This is a genomic window from Micrococcus sp. KRD026 (genome assembly GCF_017168445.1).
Taxonomy (GTDB): Bacteria; Actinomycetota; Actinomycetes; order Actinomycetales; family Micrococcaceae; genus Micrococcus; species Micrococcus luteus.
In genome coordinates, this window is record NZ_JABFBA010000005.1 from 72,874 (window position 1) to 84,225 (window position 11,352).

9 protein-coding genes and 1 pseudogene are annotated in these 11,352 nt (G+C 69.8%); 5 read left to right on the plus strand and 5 right to left on the minus strand.

What is annotated here, in order from left to right; genetic code table 11:
* Positions 1 to 101: 101 nt before the first annotated feature.
* On the minus strand, positions 102 to 1,412 hold the full coding sequence (locus tag J1M40_RS01735) for an O-antigen ligase (RefSeq protein WP_241251976.1): 1,311 nt from the start codon (positions 1,410 to 1,412) through the stop codon (positions 102 to 104).
* A gap of 168 nt (positions 1,413 to 1,580) precedes the next feature.
* On the opposite strand from J1M40_RS01735, the gene J1M40_RS01740 reads away from it, so the two are divergent.
* Positions 1,581 to 2,984 carry a polysaccharide biosynthesis tyrosine autokinase gene (locus J1M40_RS01740; protein ID WP_166437627.1) on the plus strand — a complete coding sequence of 468 codons (1,404 nt, stop codon included), beginning with the start codon at positions 1,581 to 1,583 and terminating at the stop codon, positions 2,982 to 2,984.
* Positions 2,985 to 3,044: 60 nt separating this feature from the next.
* Here the strand turns inward: J1M40_RS01740 and J1M40_RS01745 are convergent, their stop codons facing one another.
* Entirely contained in the window at positions 3,045 to 4,460 is a 1,416-nt protein-coding gene (locus J1M40_RS01745) for a sugar nucleotide-binding protein (protein ID WP_206450401.1), read from the minus strand.
* A 13-nt stretch (positions 4,461 to 4,473) separates the two neighbouring features.
* Complete coding sequence (gene rfbB / locus J1M40_RS01750) at positions 4,474 to 5,469, minus strand: dTDP-glucose 4,6-dehydratase (protein WP_206450402.1); 996 nt, start codon at positions 5,467 to 5,469, stop codon at positions 4,474 to 4,476.
* 67 nt (positions 5,470 to 5,536) lie between these two features.
* On the opposite strand from rfbB, the gene J1M40_RS01755 reads away from it, so the two are divergent.
* Genes J1M40_RS01755 through J1M40_RS01770 form a run of 4 tightly spaced genes read left to right on the plus strand, consistent with a single transcriptional unit; the run spans position 5,537 to position 9,966 of the window.
* Positions 5,537 to 6,535, plus strand: a complete 999-nt coding sequence (locus J1M40_RS01755) for a glycosyltransferase family 2 protein (protein ID WP_070708696.1) — start codon at positions 5,537 to 5,539, stop codon at positions 6,533 to 6,535.
* A 41-nt stretch (positions 6,536 to 6,576) separates the two neighbouring features.
* The gene (locus J1M40_RS01760) at positions 6,577 to 7,722 is read left to right on the plus strand and encodes a glycosyltransferase (protein ID WP_070708697.1); all 1,146 of its coding nucleotides are present in this window, start codon (positions 6,577 to 6,579) and stop codon (positions 7,720 to 7,722) included.
* On the plus strand, positions 7,719 to 8,645 hold the full coding sequence (locus tag J1M40_RS01765; RefSeq protein ID WP_070708698.1) for a glycosyltransferase family 2 protein: 927 nt from the start codon (positions 7,719 to 7,721) through the stop codon (positions 8,643 to 8,645). Before J1M40_RS01760 ends, J1M40_RS01765 begins: the two co-directional genes overlap by 4 nt.
* A 52-nt stretch (positions 8,646 to 8,697) precedes the next feature.
* Positions 8,698 to 9,966 (plus strand): hypothetical protein, encoded by a 1,269-nt coding sequence (locus J1M40_RS01770; RefSeq protein WP_070708699.1) that lies wholly within the window; start codon positions 8,698 to 8,700, stop codon positions 9,964 to 9,966.
* An 89-nt stretch (positions 9,967 to 10,055) separates the two neighbouring features.
* Here J1M40_RS01770 and J1M40_RS01775 read toward each other — a convergent pair whose 3' ends face one another.
* Both J1M40_RS01775 and J1M40_RS01780 read right to left on the minus strand, forming a co-directional pair.
* Entirely contained in the window at positions 10,056 to 11,063 is a 1,008-nt protein-coding gene (locus tag J1M40_RS01775) for an IS481 family transposase (RefSeq protein WP_206450403.1), read from the minus strand.
* A gap of 83 nt (positions 11,064 to 11,146) precedes the next feature.
* Positions 11,147 to 11,352, minus strand: a pseudogene (locus J1M40_RS01780) (IS256 family transposase); the annotation flags it as partial.

Sequence of the window (11,352 nt, forward strand, 5' to 3'; positions counted from 1 at the left end):
GTCAGCATGCTGACGCGCGGCGGCGGCCTCGTCGATCACGGAGCGCACGCTCCCTCGCCTGGGCAACCCGGACAGGATAGCACCGGTGGTGCTCGACGCGTTCAGCGGCCCGCGCGTCGGGACCGCTCGATGATGCGGTCCAGCTTGCGGCGGTGGGCCCGGTCCTTCGCGGGGGCGCCATGGTCCTCCTCGTCCTCCTGGGCGCTCAGCAGGAGTCCGCAACCGAGCACGATGGCGCCGAAGATCGTGATGAACACCTCCCCCAGCTGGAGCGAGGCCACGAGGATGATGAGGGCGGCCGCTTCGACGGCGACGCGGGAAGGCGAGCGGTGCGTCCGGGCGAAGGGCCGCAGGCACAGCCAGAGGTAGGCGCCGACCACCACGACCAGGAACGGCCAGCCGCCCTCGACCAGGAGACCCAGGTAGGAGTTGTGGAAGAACATGGACACGTGGTCCAGGTCCACGAATGCCGTGGAGAGGCCCTGGCCGAAGAAGGACGTCTCCGCCACCTTCTCCACGGACGCCGCCTGGATCTGCGCCCGGAACCAGTCCGTGCCCGTGCGGTCTCCGAAGATGCCGAGGTCGGCCAGGTTCTCCTCGGCCCAGCTGACGAACCAACCCATGACGACCCCCAGTGCGATACGCAGGACCCGCCCCAGGTAGGGGCTCACGAGGATCCACACGACCGCGCAGAGCAGCGCGGCCATCGAGGTCCGCGAGCCGGTGAGGAAGGTCAAGACGGAGCCGGCACCCAGCACGAGGAGCTTCGGGCCCATGCGTTGCATGGTGGCCACGAGCAGCACCGGCAGGAGCGCATAGAAGAGGCCGGAGACGTTCTTGTCCCCGAGGAAGCCGGTGAGGTACCCGCCGTAGGTGTCCGGGGCCAGGCCCGCGTAGAAGAGGGGCACGTTGATCAGTGCTCCGGCCGTCATCCCGTAGAGGACGCCCTTGATGTCGATCCTCTCGCTGGCGATGGCGTAGATCAGCAGGATCAGGAGCGTGATCCTCGTGGCGCGACGCGTGGGGTCGAGGTCGTTGTGCACGGTCACCGCGACGAGATACGCCACCAGGGCCAGTGCGACGAGGGCCAGCACGCCGTAGTGGGAGAGGTCCCGGCGGGGCTCTCGGAACGAGGCGAGGAGCAGCAGAAGGATCGCGGAGAACTCTGCGAACGGGATCGGCAGGCCGGGAGCGCTGAACGCCTCCACCACCAGGCCGGTGGCCAGCACGGCCTCGAACAGCCGCGGTGAGGCCGACGTGACCAGCGGGTTCCACGGAGAGCGGGTCCACGCGGCCTGACCGTCCTCGACGAGGCCGAGCGAGGCGTGGCGCCTGGCCGGCCGGGCCTCGGGTGGCGCGACGGCCCCCATAGCGCGGGCAGCCGTCCGGTTATGGGGCGTGCTCGAGCGCATGGTGCGGAACCTTTCATGGACGCCGGGCGATACGCGGCTCAGCGTAGCGCGGTGGCGGGCGTCGTCCCCGGGTCCTCAGACCGTGCGGCGGGTCTTGGTACCGTGGACCTGTGCGTTTCCTGGCCACAACGGCCCGCGCATCCCCGTCCATGACCCCCGAGGTGCTCCGTGACGATCGTCGACTTCTTCCGCCTTCTGCGCGCCAACCTCCTGCTGCTCCTGGCAGCAGCCCTCGTGGGGGGTCTGCTGGGCTGGGGCTACTCCGCACTGCAGCCCCGGATCTACGCCTCCGAATCTCAGGGGCTCCTCGCCGCGCGGAGCACGGATCAGAGCCTCATCGCCGGCGACGGGCCTGCCGAGAGCCGGGCTCAGGCCTACGTCGCCCTGATCAACAGCCAGGCAGTGCGTGAACGCGTGGCACAGGACACGGGGCAGGACGACGACGACTCGCTCTCCGCGGCGCTCGTCCCCGGGTCCAGCATGATCAAGGTGACCGCCACCTCGACGGATCCCGAGACCGCCGCGCAGCTCGCGAACAGCGCCCTGCAGGCGACGGCGGACGTGGCGGCGGAGGTGGACAGGAACAGCCCCCTGGAGGTCGTGCCGCTGTCGGACGCCCGCGTGCCCTCTGCTCCCGTGAGCCCTGACACCCGGCGCAACGTCCTCGTGGGCGTCGTGGCCGGACTGGGTGCGGGACTCGCCATCGCGGTGCTCCGTCGTCTCCTCGATGTGAAGGTGCGCAGCCGCGCCGACGTGAAGGAGGTCACCGGCGCCGGCGTGATCGGCGCCGTCCCGGAGAACGCCTCCCTGACCCGCACAGGCGAGGAGGCCGTGGACCTCGACCCCCGGGCCGGTGAGGCCATCCGGGCGCTGCGCACCAACCTCAAGTTCGTCTCCGTCGACGAGCCGCCGCGCGTCGTCTCGTTCACGAGCGCGGACCCCTCCGAAGGCAAGTCGACCATCGCCTCGAATCTGGCCCGCGCCCTGGCCCTGGCCGGCGAACGGGTGCTCGTGGTGGATGCCGACCTGCGGCGGCCCCGGCAGCACGACCTCTTCCAGGTGGCGGGCGACGTGGGCCTGTCCGAGGTGCTGGCCGGTGAGGTGCAGCCGGACGACGCCCTCGCGGCCACCGGAATCCCGAACCTCACGCTGCTCCCCGCCGGCCGGACGCCCCCGAACCCGTCGGAGCTGCTGGGCTCGAAGCGCATGCGGGCCCTGTTGGAGCTGGCATCGGAGGACTTCTTCGTCATCGTCGACTCCCCTCCCCTGCTGCCCGTCACGGACGGCTCGCTCCTGGCCACCGCCGTGGACGGGACTGTGCTCGTGGTGCGTCAGGGGCGGACCCGCAAGGACCACCTGGAGGCGGCTGTGGAGAATCTCGCCGCAGTGGACGCGCATCTGATGGGCGTCGTGATGAACGGCGTCGCGCGCTCCCAGCGCGGCGGCGGCTACTCCTATGGCTACGGGTACGAGAGCACGTACCACAAGTCCCACGAGAAGTACCTCTCGAGCGTCGGTTCGTCCGCGAAGAAGGGGCGGCGTTCACGCCGCAGGGCCCGCACGCGCAGCTGATCGCCCCCACGCACGAAGCCCCCGCCGAAGTCGGCGGGGGCTTCGTCGTGCAAGACGCGGTCAGCGCCTCAGGTACGTCCGCAGGCGTTCGCGCTGGTCCGGGGCGGTGTAGCCGACGGCGGCCAGGGGCCCGAGGTCGAGGGCGCTGTTGGTCGGCCGCGGGGCCACGCCCTCCTTGCCGGCCAGGTACGCCGCGGTGGTCGTGGCGGAGACGCGCGCGGCGTCGTGGCCGGTGTCCTCGAAGACCCACCGGGCGACGTCGTGCCAGGTGACCACGTCGCCGCTGTTGGTCATGTGGAACGTGCCCGTGGGCGCGTCCGTGGTGACCAGGTGCAGCAGGGCGTCGGCGAGGTCGTCGGCGAAGGTGAGGCGGCCGTGCTGGTCGCCGACGACGGCCGGGTCGATCCCGCGCTCGGCGAGGGACGCCATGGTGGCCACGAAGTTCTTCCCCTCCCCGATCACCCAGGAGGTGCGCACGATCCAGTGCCGCGGCACGGTGCGCACGGCGGCCTCGCCGGCGGCCTTCGACTGGCCGTAGACGCCCAGCGGCGCGAGCGGGTGATCCACCGGGTGCTCCTGCCCCACGGGGAGGGCGCCGTCGAAGACGTAGTCCGTGGAGACGTGCGCCAGGGGGACGCCGGCCTCGGTGCAGCGGCGCGCGAGCTCGGCGACGGCGGTCGCGTTGACGGCCCAGGCCTGGACCCGGCCCTCGGGTGTCTCGGCGGCGTCCACCGCGGTCATGGCGGACGCGTTGACCACGGCGCGCAGGCCGCGGAAGTGCTCCCGCGGCCAGGACACCGGATCGGTCATGTCCCACGTGTCCCGGCCGTGGGCCTCGACCGGGATCCCCGCGGCCTCGGCGCGGGCCACGAGGGCGCGGCCGAGCTGGCCGCCGGCGCCGAGCACGAGGATCGGGGCGGGCGGCATGGGGGTGACGTCCGCGAGCATCGGATGGGCGCGGTCCTTGTCCGAGAGCTCAGCATCCTCGAGCGGGATGGGCCAGGCGATGGCGGCCGTCGGGTCCGCAAGGTTGAGGAACGTGTACTGGCCCTGCGCGTCGGCGGACCAGTGGTCGTTCACCAGGTACGTGTAGGCCGTGTCCGGCTCGAGCGTCTGGTAGGAGTTGCCCACCCCGCGCGGCACGAAGACGGCCTTCTCCGGGCCGAGCTCCACGGTGGCGACGGCGCCGAAGGACGGCCCCTCGCGCAGGTCCACCCAGGCGCCGAAGATCCGGCCGTGGGCGACGGCCACGTACTTGTCCCAGGGCTCGGCGTGGATGCCGCGGGTGGTGCCGACGGCGTCGTTGAAGGAGATGTTGTTCTGCACCGGGGCGAGCGAGGCCAGGCGGGGGTGCTCGGCGGCGAGGGCGCGGATCTTCTCCCGCTGCCAGTTCTCCTTGAACCAGCCGCGGTTGTCCCCGTGGACGTCGAGGTCGAGGACGAGCAGGCCGGGGATGGCGGTCTCGGTGATGCGCATCAGCGGTGCCCCCTCACTGGCCCTGGGCGCGGTAGGTGGCCTCGACGGCGGCCTTGGCCGGGCGCCACCAGGCCTCGTTCTCGCGGTACCAGCGGACCGTGTCCGCCAGACCGGCGCGGATGTCCGTGAACTGCGGCTCCCAGCCGAGTTCGGTGCGCAGGGCGGTGTTGTCGATCGCGTAGCGCAGGTCGTGGCCGGGGCGGTCGGCGACGAGGTCGTAGTCGTCCGCGGGGCGGTCGAAGAGCTCGAGGAGGATCTCCACGATCTCCCTGTTGTTCCTCTCGCCGTCCGAGCCGATCAGGTACGTGCGGCCGATCTCGCCGTGTTCGAGGATGCGCAGCACGGCCGAGGAGTGGTCCTCCGTGTGGATCCAGTCGCGGACGTTGACGCCCTGACCGTAGAGGCGGGGGCGGACGCCGTCGATCAGGTTGGTGATCTGGCGCGGGATGAACTTCTCGATGTGCTGGTACGGGCCGTAGTTGTTGGAGCAGTTGCTCAACGTGGCCTGCACGCCGAAGGAGCGCACCCACGCGCGCACCAGGTGGTCCGAGCCGGCCTTCGAGGCCGAGTAGGGACTGGAGGGGTTGTACGGGGTGGTCTCGGTGAACTTCGCCAGATCGTCCAGCTCGAGGTCGCCGTAGACCTCGTCCGTGGACACGTGGTGGAACCGCTTGCCGTGCTTGCGGACCGCCTCCAGGAGGACGAAGGTCCCGACGATGTTCGTCTGGATGAACGGCGAGGGATCGTTCAGCGAATTGTCGTTGTGGGACTCCGCCGCGTAGTGCACGACGGCGTCCGACTCGGCGACCAGGCGGTCCACCAGGGCCGCGTCGCAGATGTCCCCGACCTCGAGAGTGACGCGGTCCTCCGGCAGGCCGGCGAGGTTCTCCCGGTTGCCGGCGTAGGTCAGCTTGTCCAGGACGACGACGTCGTGCCCGGTCTCGCGGACGACGTGGTGGACGAAGTTCGATCCGATGAACCCGGCGCCGCCGGTGACGAGGAGGTGCATGGGGTCAGGTTACAGACGTGGCAGGGGCGCCCGCCTGACCTGCGCGTTGCCCAGGAAGTAGAGTTCCATGCAGGCCCAGAACGCCACCCTGCGCCGCGGACAGACCCAGGAAGGGGCCATGACTGTTCCAGAGCTCACCGTCATCATTCCGTGCCATCGCAGTGGGCCCCGGCTCGACCTGCAACTTCGAGCGTTGAACGAACAGGTGGACCCACCCGCCTTCGAGGTGGTGCTCTGCGACAACGGTGGCAACGAGGATCTTCCGGATCGTCTGGCCGCCGCAGGCCCATTCCGTCACCCTATGCGGATCATCAAGGCCGACGAGCACCCCGGTGCCGCGTATGCCCGCAACCGAGGGCTGGCATCGACGACTGCCCCGCTGGTGGGATTCGTAGACGACGACGATCTCGTCCATCCGCATTGGGTGCGCCGCGCCGTCGAGGTCCTGAAGGACCATGCCGTAGTGAGCGGCGGCGTGGTCCTCCGCACCGACGACGAGCTGGATGGGCTGGACTACGGACGCCTTCTGGAGATCCTCGTCGCCGGCACGGGTCCCGTCCCTCCCGCGCCAGCCGGCAGCGGATCCATGGGGCCGGCCCTGTTAGGAGGGAATTTCGTGGCGCGACGGGAAGCGATCCTCCGCGTGCGCGGGTTCGACGCGGCATTGGTCCGCGGCGCGGAGGACAACGACCTCGCGTATCGCCTCACCCACGCGGGATACACGATCATGGACTACGGAGCCATGAGCATCCTGTGCTGCGTGCCGGGACCCGGACGCACCCGGCAGAAGAAGCGCTTCCGCGCTGGGTCGGCGTTGGCCCAGGCCGTGGCAGCTCGCGGCGCATGGAGCGAGACGGCGGAACTCCGCCGACCCCCGATGGGCGAGCTGGCGCGCAGCTTCGGAGGGCTCACCCGCATGGCCCTCGGCCTGACCGAGCGGGACGTCGACGGCGCCCTCACGCGCGCCGCGACCGCCGCCGGCCTGAGCGAGGGATGGGTGCGATATCGGCTTCTCCGCCGAGAGCCGGACACCCTGATCGGGCTCGGGCTCGAGGAGTCCGCGTGAGAGGCGGCGCGACGGCGGGACCTCCTGGCCGCCGAGCAGTCATGATCTCCCCGATCGTCCCCGCGAGCGGAGCCCAGGAATCGGCCGGGGAGAAGCTGGCCCTCGAGGTCGTCAATACGCTCGCGACGCGAGGGCCGGTCACGGTCATCTCCCGAGACGGGGGGGCCAACCGTCGCGCTATCGCGCGCGGAGTCGACGTCGACCATCTGCTGGCGCGGGAGGATCGGACTCCGAACGGGGCTGACCGCCTCCGCACGGCGGCCCGCCTCCAGCCTCCCGTCAGCCACGCGGTCCTGCGGAGCCATCGGGACCTGCTCACCACAGCGGACATCATCGATCTCCAGTGGGAGGAGTCCGGCCTCCTCGCACCCGCCCTGCGCCACCTCGCCCCTCAAGCCCAGGTGGTCGTCACGCTCCATGACGTGCTGTCCCAGCGCTTCAACCGCCATGCCCGCAGCCTCCCTTCTGCCGCCCGCCGTGCCGCCTGGTCGGCGCGGGCCGCGACGGCCCGGGCAGCGGAGCGCCGGATCCTTCGGTACGCGGACGACGTGATCGTGCTCAGCGAGAAGGACCGCGACCTGCTCCCGTACGGGCGGGGCCAGGCACGCGTCCACGTGATCCCGCCGCCCATCCCCGGCGACCTCCGTCCCGCATGCGACGCAGGCTCGAGCCGACCCCCGACGCTGCTCTTCGTCGGTTACATGGCCCGGTGGGAGAACCAGGACGCCGTGCGCTGGTTCACAGACCAAGTGCTCCCCGGCGTGCGTCGCTCCCGACCGGACGCGCGGGTCGTGGTGGCCGGCGGGGGGATCCCGGATGCACTGGCCGCCCATCTGAACGCGTGCGGCGTCGAGACACCCGGATTCGTGGAGGATCTTGACGCTCTGTATCGCGACTGCACTGCGGTGATCGCACCATTGCGCCTGGGAGCGGGAGTGAAGTTCAAGGTCGTGGAAGCGATGATCCGGGGGATCCCGACCGTGACGACGTCCGTGGGGCACGAGGGCATCGAACCCACGGAAGGGACCGTCGTCGCAGACGATCCTGCTAGATTCGGCGAGGCGACGCTCTCCCTTCTGGCCGATGTCGGCGCCGCCGACCAGGCAGCGCGGGCGGGAGCTTCTCACGTCGCCGACCAGTATGGCCCCATCGCTTTCCGCCGACGACTCTTCGAGGTGTACCGATGAATTCCTCCCCTCTGCCGACGGTCAGCGTCGTCATCCCTTGCTACAACGTCGAGAATGACCTCCCCCATCAGCTAGAGGCGCTGGTCCCCCAGCTGGGTCCGGAGGATGAGGTCGTCCTCGTGGACAACCGGTCCACCGACGGGACAGCGGAACTCCTGCGCGCTCTAGCGGAGCAGGACCCCCGCCTACGGGGGGTACCTGCCATGGACAAGCCGGGAGTGAACCACGCACGCAACTGCGGGGTCCTAGCGGCCCGGCATCGAACCATTCTGATCTGCGACGCCGACGACCGTGTCCATCCCGGCTGGGTGGACGCCTTTCGGGTCGCTCTTGTGACCGATGGGCTGGCCGGAGGCGTCGCCGTTCCCGTAGATCAGTCAGGTGAGCGGATCGGTCCCGACCTCGGGCTGACTGAAATCTTCGGTGGCCCCGCCTACGCGCTCGGAGGCAACATGGGCCTCACGCGCGAGGTGTTCGATGCGGTCGGCGGTTTTGACGAGTCGTTCATTGGCGGCCACGACGAAGCGGACTTCGCATGGCGTGCGGCCGAGGCCGGGTGGACAGCTCGCCTCGTTCCCGGGGCGCGTCTCGATTACGTCCAACGGCCCACGCCGGCGGGTGCTGTCCGCCAACGCCGTAACTACGCGCGCACGTCCATCCAGCTGTGGGCGCATCATCCACACATCGCTGAATCAACAGCAGTCAGCTTCTCCGGGGCAGTTCGCCGCCTGGCCCGCACCCTCCCGGCCGGTGCCCGAGTGGCACGGGGAAGCGCTTCCCTGCATGACGCCTCCGAATGGGGCTGGGCCGTCGGCCTGGTGGAAGGGCATCTCCGCTACCGCATCCTCGGCTCCCCCCCTGTTCGGGTGCTGCCTGCGATTCCTTCCGACGGAGGCCCAGCGGAGGGGCCAGTGGCTGGATAAGACCGCAAAGACTCTCCACGGGTTCTGATGGTCTCACGCTAGGCTGAAGGATATGAAGGACTCAGCCGGCGCGAAGTGGCAGTGGGGTGTCATCGTTGGCTTGGCACTCGCGCGGGCAGCATGGGCCACCTTCCGGGCGCCCATCGTGTCTCCCGACTCCCAGCGCTATCGGAACCCTACCGATCCATGGGCGACGATGCGCTTCGACCTCGGACAGGGCCCCGGCCAGCTCCTGCAGCTTCTTCACCTTCTGCCCCTCAACATCGCCATCGCCTTGCAGGCCTTCGCAGCCGCACTCATCTGGGGATGGGCCTGCATCGTCGCTACCCGGGATCTGCCCCGTTGGGTCTTCGGAGCCGCCGCGCTGTTCACGCTCTCCCCGTGGTGGCTCGTGTGGGACAACAGGGCCATCACGGAGGCTCTCACCCTGGCGGGAGTCGCGCTTTTCGCCGCAGGTGCCGTGCATTGGGTCAAGGGAGACAATGTAAATGCTCTCCCCATGTTGGTCGGCGCCGCGCTGGGACTCCTCACCCGGCCCTTGACCGTCCCCCTGATCGCGGTGGTCCTGATCCTGGCGGTCATCGCCCGCAGGGGCACCCCCCGCCCCGTAGGGGCATTCGTGGGCGTCTCGTTCCTCGTCGCCTTCGCGATCGTCCAGAGTGTCATGTTCAACAGAGCACCCATCACCTACGACTGGCTGCCGGTCCACACCACCATGGAAGGGGTCCGCGCGGCGGATCGCTTCGTGAGCCGGTCACATGTCGACGGCTACGCAGCCCTTGCCGAGGCTCGCCAAGCCCCGGCCTGCCTGCTGGACGCAGACGTCCCCCGGGGCATCCCGGGCCTGGGCCCTCTGTGGTCCAGCACCTGTCCGGACACGGTCGCCTGGCTTGAGAGCGGTGGCGTGCCGTGGCAGACCGAACTGACGGACAATCTCGTCCCCACGGTGCGGGAGATGGTCTCCGGACCATGGCTCCTCGCCGCCTGGGCCGGGGATGCACTAGGTGATCCCCACTGGCTGGCCCTCAGGGGGGTGGCCCGCACCTGGTGGTGGCCGGCTGTCCACGCAATGAACGCAGCAATGTGGGCTCTCATGATCGGCGCCGTGGTTCGCCTGCTGTGGCCGGGGCGCAGGTGGGCGTTCCGTGCGGTGTTCACAGTGGCCCTCCTCGGATACGCCGCCGCCCTCTGGATGTTCGACGGTCTCGAGATGTGGAGGCACGTCCTGCCCGCGATCGTGGGCCTGGTGCCCGCAGCGCTCGCCGCCTCGGGACGTCGGGAAACTGAAGCCTCGGGCAGAGTGGCCCCGCCACGCCGGTGAGCGGAGGCTCCGGAAGACGGCACGCGGATGAGGGCTCCCGCACGCCCCTCGTGTCGGGGGGGGTGGCCGTGCACGACGGCTCCCACCCCCTAGATGTAGGAGGGCATGACGTTGTTGACTCGGGTCGGTGCCAGTGAGGCCGGAGGAGCGTCTCCGCAGGAGGTATGAGGCCGATGGTAGTTGTAGTGGTTCACCCACACCGCCAGGGCCTCACGCCGAGCTTGCTCTGAGGTGTAGGGGCGGGCGTAGAGGACCTCATCGACCATCAGCCGGTTGTACCGTTCGACCTTCCCGTTATGGCGCGGGGTGTAGGGTCGGATCCGGTGGTGCCGGCCCCCGAGCGAGACCACCTTCGCGGTGAAGTCCACGGCCCGGTAGTTGTTCCCGTTGTCCGTGATCACCCGGTCCACGGTGATGCCGTGGGCGGCGAAGAACGCCCTCGCCCGGCAGAAGAACCCGATCGTGGTCACCGCCTTCTCGTCCTCCAACGCCTCGGTGTACGCCAGGCGGGTGAACCCGTCGATCGCCGAGTGCAGATAGGTGTAGCCGACCCGCCGGCCTGCACCACGCTTGGAAGCACGCCCTGCTTCACTGTCACGTCCGTGAGCACGCCAGCCGCCCCCTTCAGGGATGCGTCCGATCTTCTTCACGTCCAGGTGCACCATGTGCCCTGGCCCCCTCGCGGTGATCTTCTGGGGTCGTTGGCGCAGGTCTTCTCCGGCCGGGGTCAGGTCCCGTAACCGGGAGATCCCGAGTCGGTGCAGCCACCGTCCCACGGTACGAAGACACACCCGGTGGCCCTCGGAGACGAGGTGGTGATGGATGCGCCGTGCGGACCACTTGCGCTCCCGCCGCAGGGCGTGGATCTGGGCGACCAAGACCGGATCGAGCTGGGCAGGTGAACGGTGCGGCCGGCTGGGCAGGTCCTGAAGGCCGGCTTCTCCCTGGGCGCGGTAGCGGGCGACCCAAGTGGCCACCGTGGGCCGGCTCACCCGGAACTCGGCGGCCACGTGTGCCTGCGGGATCCCGTCGTGCAGGTGGCGGTGGACCATCCTGAGACGGCCGGTCGGGGTCAGGGGTGCGTTAGCGTGAGTCATGAGTGGGTCTTCTCGGGCAGGTCGGTGGTGTAGGAACTTCCATCCTGCGGGGGCGTGTCAACTTGTCTGTGTAAGCGGGGTGGTCACAGGTAGGGGTTGATCCGGTCGGGGTAGGCCGCGGCGAGCTGGGCGAGGGCCTGCTTCCAGTTCGTGACGGCCTGACCTTCGACGAGCCGGCCCTGGGCTTTGCGCTGGCCGGCGGGTTTGCCCCGGTCCCGAGCGCGTTCGGCGGCGCGTTTGTCTTCGATGTTGCAGATCGCCAGCCAGAGCAGCTTCACCGCCGCCTCGG

What these genes read in the sequence shown, in the direction of transcription:
- J1M40_RS01735 (WP_241251976.1), bottom strand. Translation starts at nt 1,412, where the DNA reads ATGCGCTCGAGCACGCCCCATAACCGGACGGCTGCCCGCGCTATGGGG.
- J1M40_RS01745 (WP_206450401.1), bottom strand. Translation starts at nt 4,460, where the DNA reads ATGCGCATCACCGAGACCGCCATCCCCGGCCTGCTCGTCCTCGACCTC.
- rfbB (WP_206450402.1), bottom strand. Translation starts at nt 5,469, where the DNA reads ATGCACCTCCTCGTCACCGGCGGCGCCGGGTTCATCGGATCGAACTTC.
- J1M40_RS01755 (WP_070708696.1), top strand. Translation starts at nt 5,537, where the DNA reads ATGCAGGCCCAGAACGCCACCCTGCGCCGCGGACAGACCCAGGAAGGG.
- J1M40_RS01760 (WP_070708697.1), top strand. Translation starts at nt 6,577, where the DNA reads ATGATCTCCCCGATCGTCCCCGCGAGCGGAGCCCAGGAATCGGCCGGG.
- J1M40_RS01765 (WP_070708698.1), top strand. Translation starts at nt 7,719, where the DNA reads ATGAATTCCTCCCCTCTGCCGACGGTCAGCGTCGTCATCCCTTGCTAC.
- J1M40_RS01770 (WP_070708699.1), top strand. Translation starts at nt 8,698, where the DNA reads ATGAAGGACTCAGCCGGCGCGAAGTGGCAGTGGGGTGTCATCGTTGGC.
- J1M40_RS01775 (WP_206450403.1), bottom strand. Translation starts at nt 11,063, where the DNA reads ATGACTCACGCTAACGCACCCCTGACCCCGACCGGCCGTCTCAGGATG.